Genomic DNA, 18,182 nt, shown 5'->3' with positions numbered 1-18,182 from the left:
GACGATATTTAAAATAGCGTCTTCGTCATCGGATTGCGCCGCATCGACCGTCAGGAAATGGAAGACGAATACCGCGTCGACGAAGTTGCGGTTAATCTGACTGGTTATGACAAATTACTCGGCGGTGAAGGCTTAAAATACCTCGAAACCGGACGCGCTCAATTCTACGCCCTCATTGTCTTCGGCGCGGTCTTAGGTTTAGTCATCGTCTTCGGAGTTACCTAGATCTCAATACTTCTCGTTTAAGAAATACTTCGGAGTTGGTGGGTGGGATGCGGAGATTGACCCACCCCGCCCGTTGGGCACCCCTCCGAGGAGGGGATTTTTTTTGCCATGCCCTCTGGGCACTCTTTCCTTCGACAGGCTCAGGGCAACGCTGAGGGAGATTTTTTGGGTTGTTGGTAGATAGTGGCGCAATTGCGGATGAGAATCGATACAAACGAATTCATCTTATCCATCAACTCCCGCACGAAAATCCCCTCCTCGGAGGGGTGCCCAACGGGCGGGGTGGGTCGATCTCCGCAGCAACTCAAATAGAACCACGCATACACCCAAGATCGAAAAGCAGGAGCGTAAATTGCTCCTGCTTTTTTATGCGAAATTTATGCCACAGCTCACAGGGTGCGAATTCAGAACTACGTAGTATGTTACCTATTTAACTAAGTGTAGCTTTTTTTTTGCAATATTGTATTATGCGTTTGTTTTACTTAAAAGCCCACGATTATCCCGCTTATTTAGACAAGCCTTAATTTCATGAATATCGTCCAAACATCTCGCGCCCTTGGTCTTTCGATCGGTCTAATTGCTGCTTCTGCTGTGTTAATGCCGATGGTTGCATCTGCGGCGACCCTTTACGCCGGAGATTTTAGCACAAACTCAATTAAGCAGATCTCATCTACCGGAACGGTGACAAACTTCGCGACTGGACTTGATGCCCGCGCGCTGGCATTCGATGGTAGTGGCAACTTGTTTGCGACAGATCGTACCACAGGCTCAATTAAGAAGATCTCATCCACCGGAACGGTGACAACTTTCGCCACTGGACTTAATGATCCCCTTGCACTGGCATTCGATGGTAGTGGCAACCTGTTTGTGGGAGATTTCGGCACACAATCAATTAAGCAGATCTCATCTACCGGAACGGTGACAACTTTCACTACCGGAATTGATGCCCGTGCATTGGCATTTGATGGGAGTGGCAACTTGTTTGCGACAGATAGTGCACTTGGCTTAATTAAGAAAATCTCATCTACAGGAACGGCGACAACTTTTGCTACCGGACTTAGTGTCCCCGTTGGATTAGCATTCGATGAGAGTGGCAACCTGTTTGGGATAGCTGGTGGCACAAACTCAATTAAGAAGATCTCATCCACTGGAACGGTGACAAATTTTGTTACCGGAATTAATGGCCGTGGACTGGCATTTGCTCCCGCTTCTGTTTCTACCGCAGTCCCCGAACCATTTACGATCGTCGGTACATTAATCGGTGGTACGGCAGCATTGCGGATGAGAAAGAAACTAAAATCTAGTGGCAAAGTGTAAGTTATTTTGACAATGCGGCAATTTCCGCATTCGGGGTTGGTGAGTGGGCTGCGGAGATCTACCCACCCCACCCTTCGGGCACCCCTCCGAGGAGGGGATTTTTCTGCATTGCCCAGAGGGCAATGCTCTGAAACGGAAATTTTTTATTGCGGATAGGTGGTGGAACCATTGCTGATGAGAATCGATGCAAACAAAGTCATCTTCCCCAGCAACTCCCGACAGAAAATCCCCTCCCAGGAGGGGTGCCCAAAGGGCGGGGTGGGTAGATCTCCGCAGCAACTCAACCAAAATCGCACATACACCCAAGATCTAAAAGCAGGAGCAATTCACGCACCTGCTTTTTTATGCGAAATTTATGCCATCTATCAACTGGTTAGTTTGCCTGGGTCACGATCGAAAATCGACAAATTCCGATCGATGAGAAAATGATGGTAAATTTGTGCTATTAATATTAAAAATAACATCCAACCCGTAAAATCTTCAGCGGTGAGGGGATCGGTGCATCCGTATTTAGTATTTACCAGCTCATGAATAAACCCCTCGGCTCAGTAATAGAAGGTTCGCTCACTGGTGGCTTAGAAGTAAGACTGCATCCAGATATCTCCGTGGAAGATATGCGGGTGGGCAAATTTTTGGTGGTGCGGGGAAGACAATATGACTTCTTTTGTCTGTTAACAGATGTTTGTTTGGGGACATCGAGCGATCGAATTTTAGTCAATCCACCGCATCCAGAGGATGACTTTTTGCTGGATGTTTTGTCGGGAAGTGGTACTTATGGAACCGTAAATCTTTCCCCGATGTTGATGCTGAATAAATTCAGTCAGATTCCCCCGATTGTCAGTAGCGGTGCGAGTCTGAATGGGAATGGTAAGGGTAAAAAAGCTAAAGCTGAAAATGGTAAAGCCGTCCTAGCGTCCTTTGAAGCCCAGACAAATATGGAATGGGAGCTTTTACCAGTTAAGACTGTTCCCAGCCACTTCAGTCAGGTATTTGATGCCAATGAGAACGACTTTCGCTCGGTATTCGGTTGGGAAGACGATCCGACGCGCAAGAATTTCTCGATCGGGCAGCCATTGGATATGGATGTACCTGTATGCTTGGATCTCAAGAAGTTTGTCGAGCGGAGTAATGGGGTATTTGGGAAATCGGGGACGGGAAAATCATTCCTGACGCGACTGTTACTTGCTGGTGTAATTCGCAAAAAAGTCGCCGTCAATTTGATCTTTGACATGCACTCTGAGTACGGATGGGAAGCGGTGCAAGAAGGCAAGAATGTCCGCACGGTTAAAGGTTTGAGACAATTATTTCCCAATGAGGTAGTCGTCTATACTCTCGATCCTGAATCCAGTCGCGCCAGGGGCATTCGCGACGCACAGGATCTCTATCTCACTTATGAGATGATCGATATTGAAGATTTACAGTTAGTTTCGCGCGAGTTGGGTTTATCAGATGCAGCGTTAGATAATGCCAATATTTTAGCGGCTGAATATGGCAGTAGTTGGATTAGTCGGCTACTGGAAATGACGAATGAAGATATCACTATCTTCTGCGAATCGGGGAAAGGGCATAAAGGATCGATCTCTTCTTTGCAGCGTAAATTAATGCGCTTAGAAAAGCTGAAATATCTACGCCCGATTAGTCGTCAGGATAATCTCAAAAGTTTGATCCAAACTCTAAGCGCGGGTAAAAATGTCGTGATTGAATTTGGCAATCAATCAGATTTATTATCTTATATGCTGGTGACAAATATGCTCACCCGCCGAATTCATAAACTCTACGTCAATAAAGCCGAACAATATCTCCAAAGCAAACAGGAATCCGATCGACCTTATCCGCTGATTATCACGATCGAGGAAGCTCATCGCTTCTTAGATCCGGCTATTGCCAAGAGTACCATCTTCGGGACGATCGCGCGGGAAATGCGGAAGTTTTTCGTGACATTATTAATCGTCGATCAACGTCCATCGGGGATCGATAATGAAATTATGTCCCAAATTGGCACGCGGATTACGGCGTTAATTAACGATGAAAAAGATATCGATGCCATCTTTACAGGTGTATCCGGCGCACAGGGATTAAAGTCTGTGTTGGCGAAGTTAGATTCTAAACAACAAGCGTTAGTATTGGGACACGCGGTACCGATGCCTGTGGTAGTCAGAACTCGTCCATACGACCAGAAATTCTATGAGGAAATCGGCGATCCTGATTGGGGTACTAAGTCGGATGAGGAGATATTAGTGGCAGCAAAAGCAGCACAGATGGACTTAGGATTTTAGGGTGGTTAAAATGGTTGAGATCGCATTATCTATTCCTTTGAAGTTGAATTCGCAACTAATTTCCAAATGTTAATGTATTAGATGGTAAATCTATAATTAACTTCCGATCGATAAGCCATTTTCGACCGAGTAAGACTTCGGTTAATTCTGTTCCTACATGAACGGGAATATCTAACTCTTCGCCATCGAATTCAACTTTACCGATATAAATGTCAAACTCGATCTCACCTCTTTCAGTTTGCATTGTTTGTGCTCTCAATCGCTCCCACCCAAGTCCTTCGATATCTTGCTCATTTATCGCTAACCAGTAAGAAAACCCCGTATCAAACATGGCATCGACTGGTAGCTTTAATCCATTTGCGGCAATGAGATCGATCTCAAAAAGGATTGCATCTTCATTACCGATCGATCCCAATATCATATCGAACCACAAGCCCCAGATTCATTAATCCGAAACGTATAATGAAGCTTACCTGGATATTTTGCTTGACACTGTAACGATGCTACTTCTAAATCGCGCTCGATAAAATATTCGCCACTATCTGGTTCAATGGCGATGAACCAATTGTAATGAGTCGCGATTAGTTCGGGTTTAACTCGATCGAATATGGGGTAACAACGCTGATAAAAAGCTTCACTTTCAGCTTCTCGTTTGGCTTTTTGTTCTGGTGTCCATTGAATTTCGGGAAAGAGCCGTCCGCGACGACGTGTAGCTGTAGTTTTAGTCATGTTTGCGATCGAAGAGTCTCAAATTCTATTTTCCCTGATTTAGTTTGCGACGGCGCATCTTTGCGGCGACTGTGGCTCTGTCTACCGGGAAGCCAGCCATCGGGATTTCTTGATACTGACGTTCTGTTTCTAATTTCTTTAACTCGGTATAATCTACCCATTGGATGCAATTAACCGGACAAGTATCGATCGCTTCTTGGATCGTATCTTCGAGATCGCCATCTTGGCGCACTACCCTCGCTCTCCCGTGTTCTGGCTCGATAAAAAATGTGTTCCTTGCGGTATGAGCGCAGTGGAGACAACCAATACATGTCATCTCGTCTACATATACGCCCTTTTGTCGCCATACCCCACCGAGTTCCGGCTCGAACCCAGATCGATCTACGGCATCGCGCAGGAAGCCGCCTAGCTCTGGCTCGAATCCCGACTGGTTCTCATCTAATGGTGGTGGGGTAAAAGCAGCCATAGTTTAGGCACTCCAGCGTTGGACGACGAGTTTAATCGATCCGTCTTGTTGGTTGCGTTCTTCGGCGACTTGGAAGCCTTGTTTGGTAGCTTCGGTCAAGACTGTATGATAAGCATAACGTTGGGTAACTTGGCTGATAAAGCGATCGACCGACCAATTTTGCTGCCAGAATTGCAAGTCAGCAACTAGTTCGTACTCATTATTGCCGTTGCTGCTGAAGCCGATATCGTAGCCATTTTCCTGCTCGATAATCACGGCGGCGGTACGGGTATCGCCTTGATAGCCGCGTACTGGCTGCGAGCCAGTTTTCCACTCAATACCCAGATCTGTCAGTGCTGCGGTGAGCGATTCTACGTTCCGAATCTTGGTTTTGATATTGCTAAAGTGGGACATATAAGTGTGGGTGGTAATGGGTGAATAATGAGTAATTAATAGCTAGCTGTTGAGTTACCAAGTGGCTTGAGTAGTCGCAGCAGCAGTTAGTTCGAGATTTTGGGTAAAATATTCCGCAGTTTGTGATTGGCTGACGACATCACCTAGTTCGGATTCGATCGCGGCGGTTACTACGGTGCAAGACTGACCCACTACACCAGTGACTTTTTCATGCACTCGTCCATCTGGGTAGATGATAAACTCTAGCGTCTCCATGCTCATAGGTGATGTAATTGCTCCAAATATTTCGATCGTTAAGTTTGATTATATTTAGTCTGAGTAAAATAGTTTAGACCCGATCGGTAGATGACACGAGCATTATGTCTCAATTGCCATCAACATCCATCTTCAATAACGGTTGATGTTTGCTAAAACTTGGTAAAAGTTATTATTTGGTAGAGTTATTCTTGCATTATAAGTAAGTTTCTGTTTTCTGAGGCGGTACATCAAGTTTCGTAAACTTTAGATCTTCGCCCCTCCAGATTACTTATGGATACCAGATTGTTTCTACCTGTCGTGCTAGGGCTTGAACCTGAGATCGATAATTTTGATGCTCGGTGTCTGTACCGACGATAACCGTCACATGACCGAGTTTGCGTCCGATTCTCGACTCCTTGGCATACCAGTGGACGTGTGCATTGGGGATGGATGCTATCTGCTGGCGTTTGTCTAGGTAATCGCTGTGAGTATCTTCATAGCCCAATAGATTGACCATCACTGCACCGCCACAGGTGAGCGCGGGACTACCCAAAGGTAAACCAGCAACCGCCCGAATCAGTTGACTAAACTGAGATGTAGCACATGCTTCGATCGTCAGATGTCCAGAATTGTGCGTGCGCGGGGCAATTTCATTGACGGAGACTTTGTTATCAGCGGTGAGAAATAATTCAATCCCAAATACGCCAACGGCATCTAGACTGGTTAGTAATTTGGAGGCGATCGAATTACATGCTTCGACAATCTCGGCTGGTAAATCATCCAGAGTGAATACCCGCCGACACACTTGGTCTTCCTGTTGAGTTTCGAGGATGGGATAGGTAATTACTTCGCCATTGACACCTCTAGCGGCGATGACGGCTAACTCGCGATCGAATTTGACAAATTCCTCAAGCAGAAACGGCGTGTCCGGGTAGCGATGGTAGAGGGCTTTTAGTGCAGATTCATCTTTAATAATAAATGTCCCCTGTCCGTCATAAACATTGCGTCTGGCTTTGACAACGACGGGAAATTTAAAACCTGGGGGTATTTCTGGCTGCTCTAGTACGGCAAATTTAGGCACTGGTAGCCCTAAATCTCGCAGGTAGCAGCGTTGGGTATATTTATCTAGTAATGGAGCTAAAGCCGATAATGGCGGCAGAAATACAACATTATTTTGCTCGGCAAGTTCGCCCAATCCGGCTAAATCGACGAACTCATTTTCAAAGGTAATTACGTCGCATTTAGTTGCTAGTACTGCGGTGGCGGCGACATCATCGACATCCGCAATTACCGTTTCTGCTGCCAAACTAACAGCGACATCATCATTGTGAGGAGTTTGAATGACTAATTCTATCCCCAATGCTTGGGCGGCACTAGCCATCATCCAGGCTAGTTGTCCGCCACCAATTACACCAATTCGTTTCATTAATCTAATCTAAATCGATGTCTACTTACAGCCGAGGGAATCGCGGGTGGCGATGCCAGTTTTGGAATTAGTACCAGTCGCAATTTTGCAGAGTTCTTTTTGTTGAACCTTGCCTAAGATCGCATCGGTAAAGTCTGCGCCAGCAATATTAACATCTTTAAATGTCGATCGCAGCATCATTGCCTCTGTGAAAATCGCATCGCTCAAATCCGCACCCACAAACCGAACTTGATCTAGTAAACCTTGAGAGAGATTAACTCCGTGGAGATTTGTCCGGTTTAACGTGGACGAACTGATGACTACACCGATGAGGTCTGCACCGGAAAAATTGGTATCATCTAACTTGGCATTCGTAAATACTGCTGTCTGTAAGTTTTTTCCTGAAAAGTCTTGCCCGTTGAGTTCGGCATTATCATAGGAGAGTGATGGACTGTATTGAGAAGTTCCTCCCGCCGCGATCGCGTTACCCGGAAAAAATATTAAGATCGAAGCAAAAATTAAGGCGATAATAGTAGGCATATTTTCCAGTAAACAACGATGGACGATCGAGCAAAGCTACTGCTACTCTAGTCAGTGCGTAAATTCTGACGAGTAATTCTCGGTTATGATTTTTACAATCCTTAACATTCACAGTTTATCCTAAAAATCGGACTGACGATCGATCCCAACTCTCTCGAACAGTTGCGCTACTTGCGAAAACCCCTGTTACCGCAATTTTCACTCACATCTCCCCGCTCCCAACTATGCCTAAATTCCTAATTAACTGGGTTTTGAATGCCAGTGCGTTTTTAATTACGCAGCAAATTATCGACCATTTTTTACCAGGACAGTTTCGGATTAGAGATTTTGTAACGGCTCTAATCGCCGCTTTATTGCTGGGCTTAATTAATAGTACGGTGCGTCCAGTGCTAAAATTATTAACTTTCCCATTGACAATTTTGACATTAGGGCTGTCTTCATTGGCAATTAATGTCGCGTGTTTGATGTTTGTCGATGCGTATGTGCCAGGATTGCAGATTAATGGCATCGTTCCGGCGATTGCTGGTTCGGTCGTGCTATCGATCGTCTCAACATTAATTCACTGGATATTTAAATAGTCGATCGATATTTTTGAAGGTAAGATCGAAATAGCCAGAGATCGACTAATTTGGCTTTTGCCTTAATTTAAAATTTATGGAAACATCAACACCAGTTAGTGGCTTTCAGATTGCCGAACTTACGGCAATTAATATCGCTAAATTTATCACTATTGTATGTCTGATTGCTTTAGCGGCGATCTATGGCATTCATGATGTCCGGCAAGTTATTTATCTATGCTTGCATATTAGCTATTGCAGTTGGTGGTTGCTGGAGCAATGGCTATTTCCGCAACGCAGTCAGCAAATTTTTACTGATAAAATTGGTTTATTACCATTTATATTCGTGCTGTTGTTTGTGGGTATTTTTTATGCATTACCTGGTTTTCTGGCATTTACTAATTCCGATCCGATCGGCTATTTAACAGTTGCGATCGCCTTACCGCTCTATATTTTTGGTACTCTCATTAATACCGCTGCTGATGTTCAAAAAATGACTGCCAAAGGGATGGGTGCAGGACTAGTTAATGATGGTGCTTGGAGATCGATTCGCCATATTAATTATTTGGGTGACTTAATGCGGTATACGAGTTTCAGTGTGGTTGCTGGTTCTGGATGGGCGTTTTTGTTACCTGGTTTAATTTTCTTGCTTTATCTACAACGGATTGCGAGTAAAGAGACGGCGATGGCTGCTAAATATCCCGAATTTACGGCTTATCAACAAACTAGTACTCGCTTGTTTCCGCTGATTTGGTAGATTTGGATCTTGCATTAAAACATAGTTGCTAGTGTTTTAGTGGATAGTGAATAGTGAATGGTGGATTAAGAAAAGCTAGATCGTCTTGACGATCTAGCTTTATTTTTGACTGATTTCGTCATTTCTACCATTGAAACCCGTGTAACTTGGGTAGGGGTGCAGAAGTAGATGTCGCCCTTAATAAGCGGGGAATTTTACCGCTATCATAAACGCGAAACTCACTTGCTACGGTCGCTTCCAGGTCGCGGACGGCTTGATTCATGACAACTGACCCATTTAGATCGGAAACAGAACGATGGAAGGTACCCCTGGGAATCCGGAGAATTTCGCGATCGGTCTCTAATCGCACAATATGATACGGATAGTTCCAGGTAAAATTGACTAAATAGAACGTCCTGCCGCCCGATATCGCCAAAAGATTGTCTTCCTGGTGGGAATGAAGATAAAATTGCCAATAACCGCGATCGCTATCGGGTGGACTGGTGGCTGGGCCTGTATGAACGACTAAATCCCGAACGTTTGATGTGGGAACGGTAATATCGAAGAAGCGGACGCTGGGCGTATCGCGGAACTTTTTGTAGCTGACCATTTCAAACACGATCGTACCTCACACAAGATAATAATGTCTATTTACCAATGAGCGTCGCACATCCAAGTTTGGCAAACCGTCAAATTTGAACCTTTTGCCGTTCTTACTTCCTATTCTAAGATTTGAAATTAGCGATCGGGGAAATTTATGCCAGATCGTTACGGGGAGAGAGGGAACGATAGGTTACATCCGAGCGTCATGATTACAAAGAGGGGTTGCATCGATAAATCTGTGAAATTATAAATAATTCCTAACGATTATGAATAGACTGGTGCCTGTTTTTTTGGGGATGGCGACGATTGCGCTGATGCAACCTGTCACGATGGCGGCTGAGGTAAATAATGATGCAAATTCGGCATCTCAACGGTTTTTATCGGTAGGAGTAAGTAAGTATAATAGCGGCGATAAGCAAGGTGCTTTGGCTGATTATAACCAAGCAATTCAGCTCAATCCTGCTTATGCTTTGGCGTATGTAAATCGCGGGGTGCTGAAATCGGCATTGGGAGATCGTAAAGGTGCAATTGCTGATTTCGATCGGGCGATTGCACTCGATCGTAAGTTCGCTCAAGCTTATAATAATCGCGGTGCGGTTAAATATGAATTAGGTAATAAACGCGGCGCAATCGATGACTATAGTCGCGCGATTGCCGTTTCGCCCAAGTTCGCTCAAGCCTATTATAATCGCGGTGCGACTCGATCCGAATTAGGCGATAATCAAGGTGCTTTAAGTGACTTGAATCGGGCGATTGCCCTCGATCCGAATTATGGGGCGGCATATTACAGTCGCGGGGTGGTAAAAGCGGCTCTAGGCGACAAACGCGGCGCAATTTCTGATTACACTCGCGCGATCGCGCTCAATCCGAATAATGCCAGTGCCTATTACAATCGGGGGGCGATTCAATATGAATTAGGCGAAATTCATGCGGCTGCTGTCGATTACGAGCGAGCTGTGGCACTCGATTCATACTACGCTAATAAATATTACCGAATTGCGAAGGTTCGTTATAGTCCGATCTTTATTTATAGTCCTTATTATATCGGCGGTTATCATCACCAGGGTAGCGTTGTTTATTACAATCAATTCATTTTTTCTAGCCCTGTATATGTAAATACTGTCTACAACCGACAGCAGATTAACAACAACTCTACTCCCATCATTCAAGTAAACCAACAGCGGCGGAATGGGGGCGGAAATAGTACGATTATTATTAACAATACCACTACCACTTCGACAAATAATCAATCTACACCTCGATCTGGCACCAGCTACTCGCGAGAAAATCGCCAGGTAATTATTGAGAACGCCTCGAATTCACAGGTAAATATTCGACAAGATCGCACCATTCGCACTCGCAGTAATAGTGGAACCGATCGGACGAATACCCAGGTTGATATTACCACTCCCCAAGTAACAACTATTACGCCGACGATCGATACAGTTAATGTTCGCGAAAGTCGCACTACTCGCGATCGGACGAATACTCAGGTTGATGTTACTATTCCCCAAGTCACAACCAGTACGCCGACGATCGAAACAGTTAATATTCGCGAAAGTCGCACTACTCGCGAGGATACCGATCGCAGTAACGAACGAGAAACTATTCGCAATCCATCTACCCCTGCTGAAAATATTGTACCCAGTCGAGAACGAGAATTCAGACAGCGTTAGAAATAGGGACTAGGGATTAGGGACAATCGAACCTTTACCTTTTCCCCCTACTTCACTAGTTGATTGAACTGCACTCTAATTTACTGCTGTCCGCCACATTCGGGACAGAACTTATAGTTGACGGTATGAATTACGCCGCAATGACCGCAATGAATTGCTAAGGCTCCAGAACTGGCGCGTTTTGGTTTGGCTAATCCCAACATTTCGGCATTAGATTTACCTGCGGCTACCATTGGGTAACAATTTTCGTTGCGCTTGACTAGCGCATTGAGTAAAACGGGGCCATCGTGAGCTAACATTGCCGCGATTGCAGCGGGTAAATCTTCCCGACTATCGACCGTCATCCCCTTGATGCCATAAGCCTGCGCTAACAGCATAAAATCGGGCATGGAGGGTGCCATTTCCGAAGAAGAGTAGTTTTCCTCGTAAAAGGCTTCTTGCCACTGTCTGACCATGCCTTGCCAGCCATTATTGATAATGACAATTTTGACATTCAAGCCGTATTGTTTGAGCGTACCGAGTTCCTGAAGATTCATCTGGAAACTGGCATCGCCGCTGATACAGATGACTTGCTCGTCGGGTAGTGCCATTTGCACGCCCATTGCTGCGGGTACGCCAAATCCCATCGTCCCCAAACCAGCACTCGAAATCCAGTGGCGGGGGAGGTTATTGAGGAATTGCGCCGACCACATTTGGTGTTGACCGACATCGGTTGTATAGTAAGCGTCTGGAGCCTGACGGCGACATTCTACGACGACTTCTTGGGGTGCTAATAAGCCCTCATAGCTGGGTGCGACTAATGGATTATCGGCACGCCAACCGGAGATCGTCTCCAACCACGATCTAGTTTGCTCGGAATTACTGCCTAAACCTAGTTCCCGGATGCGCTGAAGTAGTTGAATTAAAACTTGTTTGACATCGCCGACGATCGGGATATCAGGGGTGCGGTTTTTGCCGACTTCGGCGGGATCGATGTCGATGTGGATGACTTTAGCGGTAGCAGCAAATTCTTCTAATTTACCAGTCACCCGATCGTCGAATCTCGCACCGACAGCAATTAATAAATCGCAATCAGTCACTGCCCAATTGGCATAAGCGGTACCGTGCATTCCCAACATCCCGACGGAAAGCGGGTGTAGTTCGTTAAAGGCACCTTTACCCATTAGGGTAGTAGTTACGGGAATTTGGAACAGTTCGGCGAGTTGTTTGACTTCTTCGTGCGCGCTAGCCGAAATAGCTCCACCGCCGATATAGAGTAAAGGCTGCCGACTTTTGGCAATTAGTTGAACGGCTTGGTTAATTTGGCGAGGATTGCCGCGTACGGTGGGCTTGTAGCCAGGTAATTTGACGCTACCGGGGGCGACGGGGGTATACTCGCATAACATCGCACCGATATCTTTGGGAATATCGATCAAGACGGGGCCGGGACGACCGGAAGCCGCAATATAAAAAGCTTCGGCGACGATCCGTGCCATGTCTGCGGGGTTGCGGACGACGTAAGAGTGCTTGACGATCGGCAGGGTAATTCCATAGATATCTGTCTCCTGAAAGGCATCGGTACCGATCGCGTAACTGGGGACTTGTCCGGTGACGATTACCAGCGGAATTGAGTCCATCTGCGCCGTGGCGATGCCTGTAACCAGATTTGTAGCTCCAGGGCCAGAAGTAGCAAAACACACCCCTACCTGTCCAGTAGCGCGGGCATAACCATCGGCAGCATGGGCGGCACCTTGTTCGTGACGCACGAGGATATGCTTAATTTTACCTGCGGCTTCAAAGCGATAAATTTCGTCGTAAATGGGGAGGATCGCCCCACCTGGATAACCAAAGATATGCTCGACACCATGACGATGGAGACTGTCGAGCAACGCGTAGGCACCAGTTTGAGAATGCGAAACTGCTGTAACGATCGGTAATGGTTGGGTAGTTGCTACTTCAATGACACGTTGAGAAACCACGAATAAAACCTCAGGAGATGGGAGGGGGGACGGGGGGACTGGAGTAAGGAGTAAGAAATTTAGGACATATATTATCTTGAAGTAACAACGCCGACTTTTGGGGGTTGGGTTGAAGACTACTGAATTTTGGATGTCTGGTTACGGCACTAACCGATCTGATTTTCTATTATCGGTCTATCGATCGACGATGGCGAACGATCGATATATTTATTTTAGGCTTGGAAACTTCGATCTTCCAGCAGCTCCAGTCCGATCGATATCCCTGGGGATGCGATTTTGTAAAATTATAGAATCGCGTCTGGGTTATCTCGATCGAGCGGTTGACCTTTAAGATTGAGCCAATGTTCTCGGTAGAGTAATTCTAGCTGATTTCCAGCTCCTCGAAATAACTTGATTTGACCGAAGATCAATCCTTGAAATAGTCGATAAAAAGCGAGGCTAAAAATCGCGACGATCATGCCTGCGGCAGTAGAAATTAATGACTCACTGATTCCTAGCGTGACATTACCACCAGCGGCGGTACCTAGATCGTTAAGCTTAACCCCATCGAGCGATCTAATCAATCCTAATACCGTGCCCAATAATCCCAGCAACGGCGCGAGTGCAATTATCGACTCTAGCATCTTGTCTCCTCTCCGCATGGTGGCAATTTCTTCCTCGGCAGAGGCTTCTAGAGCGAGTTTGAATGTCTCCGGATCGGGATTTGCCCGCTTGAGCGGTTCGTACAGAAATCTACCGATGGGTTTGCGGTTGCGTTCTTGCTTGGCAATTTGAGCGGCGGTATCCCATTCATTATTCGCACTGGCGGCTAATACGCTTTCGACTAGCTCTTCTTCTTTCCTGAGCGTTTTAAACCAAAACCACAGCCGTTCTAAAATCGTCGCTAAGGATAAAACTGATAGAGCAAACAACGGCCACATTGTTGTGCCACCTTTCTCAAACAGGTCTCTAACATCCATAATTAATCAGTTGACGGTTGACGGTTGACAATTCGGCTAAGAGTTAATTATTACAGTTAATTGACGCTCGATCGCGTAGCGTAGGCAAAGCCTAATCGATTGCTATCTAAATAGGTGTTGTGAGACAGACGATCTCGTTCCCTGCTTTGCCTGGGTTTCGCCTTGCTCTACCCAACCTGCATATCCTTACTCTGAGGCAATTTCAGATTAAGTTATTTAGAAGAGGCTACGCCAACGTGACTAAAACTATGACTGAGTATAACCTGCCACAATTACATGCAGATCTGCAACCTTACTTGCAAGGCGGCGAACTTCATCATCCGCTCGTACATCTTGAATATGATATTCCAGCATTCTATTCACGGATAAACCAATTATACGAGTACAAACAGCGGCAAATTTACGAGCCAGATCCGCCAAATGCATGGGCAACATATTTCCCACATCTATCGGCAGCCGATCGCCACAGGCAGTTTATCACTGAAGAAATTGGCAGGCAAGATCCAGAATATTTCAAAATTATCGGTCAAATCTGGACGGATTATGAAACACTCGGACAAGTATCGTCTTTTCTCGAAATGATGTTAAGTGTGGAACCATTCCAATTCAGTCAGCCACTCTCTCAAAATGTGGTGCATTTGATGATAGAAACAGAACAAGAAAAATTTTCTCAACTTCCAGATGAATTTACTATTTATCGAGGTCATCATCCACGATTACTCAATGGGATATCATGGACGATCGATCGCAACATCGCCCTTCAACATGCACTTGGCTGGCATAAAAACAGCCAAATTTCAACGGGCATTGTTAGTAAAAAATCGGTAATTGCGGTTATCGATCGATGGACTGAATCTGAGGTTATCGTTCCGACTCGCTTAGTTAGAGCGATCGATACCCAAACCGACACACCAGAATCGATCTGACTAGCCTCGAATCCAATCCGATCGGAGGATGTGTCGATCGATTTACTCGATTAAAATTAAGAATAACGGATGTTCTTTGGCTAACTTTATGTCGCTCAGTCATGGTAGATTTCATTGGTTCAAAGCCTTAACGATCGCTGCATTTGTTACCATTGCGATTCCGATGCCGGGTCGTGCTGCCGATCGCATTGTCGGACGTTTCCCACCTTTTAAAGACATCGCTATTTCGGTTGGCGATCTGGAAACTTTTGCTAAAGATGGTAAAATTCCTGGTAAGTATGCCGAATTAGCCAAGCAAGTTCCACCAGCTCAACTGCAACAGTGGCGACAGTTATTAAAGCAGCGATTCGATGTTAGTCCGGCTTATGTATCGCAGTTTACCAATTCACCGTTAGTTGAAAAGTTATTAGAGCGCATCGGCGAATCTATTCAGCCTGCTTCGCGAAAAAATGGGATGAAATCGCTTAGAGTGGCATTAATTAGTGCGGCTAGAGATAAAAAAGCGGGCTTAACCCCGATTAACTTTATTAAGCAATTTCCCAGTCGCCAAATTAATCTCGATCTGGCGGAAGTATTCACCATCTATGATAATTTTACCGAATTATTCAAACGCCGAGATAATGCAATCGTGGCATTCGAGCGCATTGCCAATGCTGAAGTCACCATTAACAACAGCAATTTTACCAATAGCATCGATCTCCGCCGTCGGGGGTCATTTCGATGGCAAAAACGACAATTTTCCTGGTTGGATAAATCGCGCCAACGGATGGTACCGGGGGATCTTTATCTACCGCAAACCAGCTCAACCGCACCGATACCAATTATTGCGATTTCCCACGGTGTCGCTGAAGATCGCACCACTTATGGCTATTTAGCCGAACATCTCGCCTCCTATGGGTTTGCAGTTGCCTCAATCGAACATGTCGGTGGCGATGCCAATCGGTTTCGGCAGTATTTTTCGGGATTGGCTCCCGCTCCAAAAGCGACAGAATTACTCGAACGTCCGCGCGATGTCTCTTTTCTGCTAGATGAATTACAACGCCAAGCGCAAACCGATGCTACCTTGAGACAAGTAGATGTCGATCGGGTGGGATTAGTCGGACATTCGCTCGGCGGCTATACGGTGTTAGCTTTAGCAGGCGCGCAAATCGATTTCGATCTCGTCAAACGGAGCTGCACCCCCAATCGCTCGTTAAATTTATCGGTGTTGCTCCAATGTCGAGCCAACGAGCTAACACCCCAACCATATCGCCTCCAAGATCCGCGAATTAAAGCGGTGTTTGCCATTAGTCCCCTCGGTAGCACGCTGTTTGGCAAGCAGGGGATAAGTCAAATTCGCGTACCAGTATTTTTGCTAGGCGGTGGCGATGATATTATTACACCTGTGGTACCAGAGCAAATTTATCCATTTACCTGGTTGCAAACACCCAATAAATATCTGGCTATTTTAGATAAGGGGACGCACTTTTCTACTCAAGATATCTCTCAAAGCGATAATGTTTTTCCAGTTTCCGATAGTTTAATTGGTGCCGATCCCGCACAGGCACAGATTTATACTAAAGCACTCGGCGCGGCATTTTTTCAAACCCATTTAGCCAACCGGAGTCAATTTCAGAGTTATCTCAATGCTGGTTATGCTAACTTTTTGACACAGCCGAGTTTTCGGAGTGTCGAACGGACTACTAATACAGGGACTAATAATTTAGCCGTTCTTGGTTCCAAACCCGCGTCACTGCGGCTTAATTTAGTCAGTGCGCCTGTTGCTGAATCGATCTCCCAAGCTTTGCAGCAAGATACTTCACTCGCTCCCAAATTAGTTCCTTAAATTAATTAATTATTAGTTTTTTATAATGGTAATTTAGACTCCTTAATTATCATACTAAAGCACCCCCACAACTAGAACCACTCCCCGCCGTACATCCATAGCAGTAATCTTGCGTCTGGACTTTGCCGATCGCATCTAGAGTTCCGGCGGCTAAAAGTCGATCGATTGTTAACAATTCGCCTGTGGGTGTTAACGATGGTAAATTTGCCATTTGATTGAAATCGCAATCGTAAATATTACCCAGATAGTCGATCGAGAGTTGGTTGCGACACATTAAATGTGAGACGGTATCGGGGTTATGATGGGATTCTAAGAATTGTAAATAAGGCTGGTAAAGTTGCTGATGTTCTAGTTGAAATTTAGTTCTGCCGATCGGTAAATTGGTAATCGGGAGCAGTTGGTTGAAACAAATATCGAAATGTGCTTTGAGAAATGCTTTATAATCTCGTTCTAGAGCGACTCGATCGGGTGTCAATCGAAAATCGGTCGAGGTGGGGATAGGGGGATTGTATACTAAGTCGATCTGTAAATTTGGGTCGATACCATAACCTAGCCGATTCAGCCATTGCAGTGCTTGAATCGAAGCATCAAAGGTGCCTTTGCCGCGCATTTTATCGACATTATCTGCTAAATAACAAGGTAATGAAGCGACAATTCTGGCTCGATGTTGGGCGCAATAGGCGGGGATATCTGCGTAGCCAGGGACGAAATAAATGGTGAGATTGGAACGGACGATCGCTTGTTTGCCCTCCGCGACGGTAGCTTCTAAAATAGGTTTGAAACCATTGAGCAATTCTGGCGCGCCGCCTGTGAGATCGACGGTGTGAATCTGCGGAAATGCATGGATGAGTTGAATGACTCGATCGACAATAATGTCGGACATTTCTTCGGTACGTTGGGGACTAGCATCGACGTGGCAATGGGTACAAGCAAGATTGCAACGTTTACCGAGATTTACTTGAAGGATTGTTATCGGTTGTTTGGTAAGCGGAGATTTGAGTCGCTCGGCAAATGGAGTAATATCTAAATCGATCGATGTTGCAGATGGTTGAAGCATGTAGCGGCGATGATGATATATCTCGATCGTAGCTTAGATTAGAAATGGGAGATCCAGCAATACTCGCGATCGAACATTGAGGTTAGATCTGCTGATACTTGTTTTTAAAAATAAAACTGCTGCAATCCGCATTCTGTCGTCACCAATCGCCAAAATTTAAGCCATAAAATAGGGTAAGAGTTTTAAAATGAGAATTGCTGGAATTATCCCCATCATCAATTTCGAGATGTGAATTTAGCGATCGGCATCTACCCAACCTTACCAAATACTCTGATATGGCTAGCAATATTTCTACAC

General features: G+C 45.5%; 18 protein-coding genes and 1 pseudogene. 8 read left to right on the top strand and 11 right to left on the bottom strand.

The features are described from left to right. Positions 1–18: 18 nt before the first annotated feature. The 3 genes and pseudogenes from RMO79_RS17335 to RMO79_RS17325 all read left to right on the top strand — a co-directional run. Positions 19–225: pseudogene (locus tag RMO79_RS17335) on the top strand (hypothetical protein); the annotation flags it as partial. Between the two features lie 528 nt (positions 226–753). After that, complete coding sequence (locus RMO79_RS17330; protein ID WP_310484480.1) at positions 754–1,542, top strand: PEP-CTERM sorting domain-containing protein; 789 nt, start codon at positions 754–756, stop codon at positions 1,540–1,542. Positions 1,543–2,069: 527 nt separating this feature from the next. After that, on the top strand, positions 2,070–3,818 hold the full coding sequence (locus RMO79_RS17325; RefSeq protein ID WP_310484479.1) for an ATP-binding protein: 1,749 nt from the start codon (positions 2,070–2,072) through the stop codon (positions 3,816–3,818). 55 nt (positions 3,819–3,873) lie between these two features. On the opposite strand, the gene RMO79_RS17320 is transcribed toward RMO79_RS17325, so the two are convergent. The 7 genes from RMO79_RS17320 to RMO79_RS17290 form a co-directional block, all read right to left on the bottom strand. Further along, on the bottom strand, positions 3,874–4,239 hold the full coding sequence (locus RMO79_RS17320; protein ID WP_310484477.1) for an aspartyl protease: 366 nt from the start codon (positions 4,237–4,239) through the stop codon (positions 3,874–3,876). Beyond that, on the bottom strand, positions 4,236–4,547 hold the full coding sequence (locus tag RMO79_RS17315) for a hypothetical protein (protein WP_310484476.1): 312 nt from the start codon (positions 4,545–4,547) through the stop codon (positions 4,236–4,238). Before RMO79_RS17315 ends, RMO79_RS17320 begins: the two co-directional genes overlap by 4 nt. A 25-nt stretch (positions 4,548–4,572) precedes the next feature. Beyond that, on the bottom strand, positions 4,573–5,013 hold the full coding sequence (locus RMO79_RS17310; protein WP_310484475.1) for a ferredoxin: 441 nt from the start codon (positions 5,011–5,013) through the stop codon (positions 4,573–4,575). Between the two features lie 3 nt (positions 5,014–5,016). Then, positions 5,017–5,406 carry a DUF1257 domain-containing protein gene (locus tag RMO79_RS17305; protein ID WP_310484474.1) on the bottom strand — a complete coding sequence of 130 codons (390 nt, stop codon included), beginning with the start codon at positions 5,404–5,406 and terminating at the stop codon, positions 5,017–5,019. Positions 5,407–5,460: 54 nt separating this feature from the next. Continuing rightward, on the bottom strand, positions 5,461–5,667 hold the full coding sequence (locus RMO79_RS17300; protein ID WP_310484473.1) for a DUF2997 domain-containing protein: 207 nt from the start codon (positions 5,665–5,667) through the stop codon (positions 5,461–5,463). 265 nt (positions 5,668–5,932) lie between these two features. Beyond that, entirely contained in the window at positions 5,933–7,069 is a 1,137-nt protein-coding gene (locus tag RMO79_RS17295) for a 5-(carboxyamino)imidazole ribonucleotide synthase (protein WP_310484472.1), read from the bottom strand. Positions 7,070–7,090: 21 nt separating this feature from the next. Continuing rightward, positions 7,091–7,588, bottom strand: a complete 498-nt coding sequence (locus RMO79_RS17290; RefSeq protein WP_310484471.1) for a pentapeptide repeat-containing protein — start codon at positions 7,586–7,588, stop codon at positions 7,091–7,093. A 224-nt stretch (positions 7,589–7,812) separates the two neighbouring features. On the opposite strand from RMO79_RS17290, the gene RMO79_RS17285 reads away from it, so the two are divergent. Then, positions 7,813–8,166, top strand: a complete 354-nt coding sequence (locus RMO79_RS17285) for a phage holin family protein (RefSeq protein ID WP_310484470.1) — start codon at positions 7,813–7,815, stop codon at positions 8,164–8,166. 76 nt (positions 8,167–8,242) lie between these two features. Then, positions 8,243–8,902 carry a DUF1295 domain-containing protein gene (locus RMO79_RS17280; protein ID WP_310484469.1) on the top strand — a complete coding sequence of 220 codons (660 nt, stop codon included), beginning with the start codon at positions 8,243–8,245 and terminating at the stop codon, positions 8,900–8,902. Positions 8,903–9,026: 124 nt separating this feature from the next. On the opposite strand, the gene RMO79_RS17275 is transcribed toward RMO79_RS17280, so the two are convergent. Next, the gene (locus RMO79_RS17275) at positions 9,027–9,500 is read right to left on the bottom strand and encodes a redox protein (RefSeq protein WP_310484468.1); all 474 of its coding nucleotides are present in this window, start codon (positions 9,498–9,500) and stop codon (positions 9,027–9,029) included. A gap of 250 nt (positions 9,501–9,750) precedes the next feature. Between RMO79_RS17275 and RMO79_RS17270 the strand changes: the two genes are divergently transcribed. Next, complete coding sequence (locus tag RMO79_RS17270; protein WP_310484467.1) at positions 9,751–11,160, top strand: tetratricopeptide repeat protein; 1,410 nt, start codon at positions 9,751–9,753, stop codon at positions 11,158–11,160. A gap of 80 nt (positions 11,161–11,240) precedes the next feature. Here RMO79_RS17270 and ilvB read toward each other — a convergent pair whose 3' ends face one another. Together ilvB and RMO79_RS17260 are read right to left on the bottom strand one after the other, a co-directional pair. Continuing rightward, positions 11,241–13,100 carry a biosynthetic-type acetolactate synthase large subunit gene (ilvB, locus tag RMO79_RS17265; protein ID WP_310484481.1) on the bottom strand — a complete coding sequence of 620 codons (1,860 nt, stop codon included), beginning with the start codon at positions 13,098–13,100 and terminating at the stop codon, positions 11,241–11,243. Positions 13,101–13,402: 302 nt separating this feature from the next. Next, positions 13,403–14,077: a MotA/TolQ/ExbB proton channel family protein gene (locus RMO79_RS17260; RefSeq protein ID WP_310484465.1), complete on the bottom strand. Its 675-nt coding sequence runs from the start codon at positions 14,075–14,077 to the stop codon at positions 13,403–13,405. 236 nt (positions 14,078–14,313) lie between these two features. On the opposite strand from RMO79_RS17260, the gene RMO79_RS17255 reads away from it, so the two are divergent. Further along, positions 14,314–15,003: a hypothetical protein gene (locus RMO79_RS17255; RefSeq protein WP_310484463.1), complete on the top strand. Its 690-nt coding sequence runs from the start codon at positions 14,314–14,316 to the stop codon at positions 15,001–15,003. Between the two features lie 76 nt (positions 15,004–15,079). After that, the gene (locus RMO79_RS17250) at positions 15,080–16,828 is read left to right on the top strand and encodes an alpha/beta hydrolase (RefSeq protein ID WP_310484462.1); all 1,749 of its coding nucleotides are present in this window, start codon (positions 15,080–15,082) and stop codon (positions 16,826–16,828) included. A gap of 49 nt (positions 16,829–16,877) precedes the next feature. Here RMO79_RS17250 and arsS read toward each other — a convergent pair whose 3' ends face one another. Further along, complete coding sequence (gene arsS, locus RMO79_RS17245; RefSeq protein ID WP_396136620.1) at positions 16,878–17,849, bottom strand: arsenosugar biosynthesis radical SAM (seleno)protein ArsS; 972 nt, start codon at positions 17,847–17,849, stop codon at positions 16,878–16,880. Positions 17,850–18,182: the final 333 nt, after the last annotated feature.

Origin of the sequence: Chamaesiphon sp. VAR_48_metabat_403, assembly GCF_031422475.1 — a bacterium.
Lineage (GTDB): Bacteria > Cyanobacteriota > Cyanobacteriia > Cyanobacteriales > Chamaesiphonaceae > Chamaesiphon.
Note: the sequence above shows the minus strand (reverse complement) of the source record. Positions and strands in the feature narration are given on the sequence as shown.

Coding starts and splice junctions, on each gene's coding strand:
- RMO79_RS17330 (WP_310484480.1), top strand. CDS start 754: ATGAATATCGTCCAAACATCTCGCGCCCTTGGTCTTTCGATCGGTCTA.
- RMO79_RS17325 (WP_310484479.1), top strand. CDS start 2,070: ATGAATAAACCCCTCGGCTCAGTAATAGAAGGTTCGCTCACTGGTGGC.
- RMO79_RS17320 (WP_310484477.1), bottom strand. CDS start 4,239: ATGATATTGGGATCGATCGGTAATGAAGATGCAATCCTTTTTGAGATC.
- RMO79_RS17315 (WP_310484476.1), bottom strand. CDS start 4,547: ATGACTAAAACTACAGCTACACGTCGTCGCGGACGGCTCTTTCCCGAA.
- RMO79_RS17310 (WP_310484475.1), bottom strand. CDS start 5,013: ATGGCTGCTTTTACCCCACCACCATTAGATGAGAACCAGTCGGGATTC.
- RMO79_RS17305 (WP_310484474.1), bottom strand. CDS start 5,406: ATGTCCCACTTTAGCAATATCAAAACCAAGATTCGGAACGTAGAATCG.
- RMO79_RS17300 (WP_310484473.1), bottom strand. CDS start 5,667: ATGAGCATGGAGACGCTAGAGTTTATCATCTACCCAGATGGACGAGTG.
- RMO79_RS17295 (WP_310484472.1), bottom strand. CDS start 7,069: ATGAAACGAATTGGTGTAATTGGTGGCGGACAACTAGCCTGGATGATG.
- RMO79_RS17290 (WP_310484471.1), bottom strand. CDS start 7,588: ATGCCTACTATTATCGCCTTAATTTTTGCTTCGATCTTAATATTTTTT.
- RMO79_RS17285 (WP_310484470.1), top strand. CDS start 7,813: ATGCCTAAATTCCTAATTAACTGGGTTTTGAATGCCAGTGCGTTTTTA.
- RMO79_RS17280 (WP_310484469.1), top strand. CDS start 8,243: ATGGAAACATCAACACCAGTTAGTGGCTTTCAGATTGCCGAACTTACG.
- RMO79_RS17270 (WP_310484467.1), top strand. CDS start 9,751: ATGAATAGACTGGTGCCTGTTTTTTTGGGGATGGCGACGATTGCGCTG.
- RMO79_RS17260 (WP_310484465.1), bottom strand. CDS start 14,077: ATGGATGTTAGAGACCTGTTTGAGAAAGGTGGCACAACAATGTGGCCG.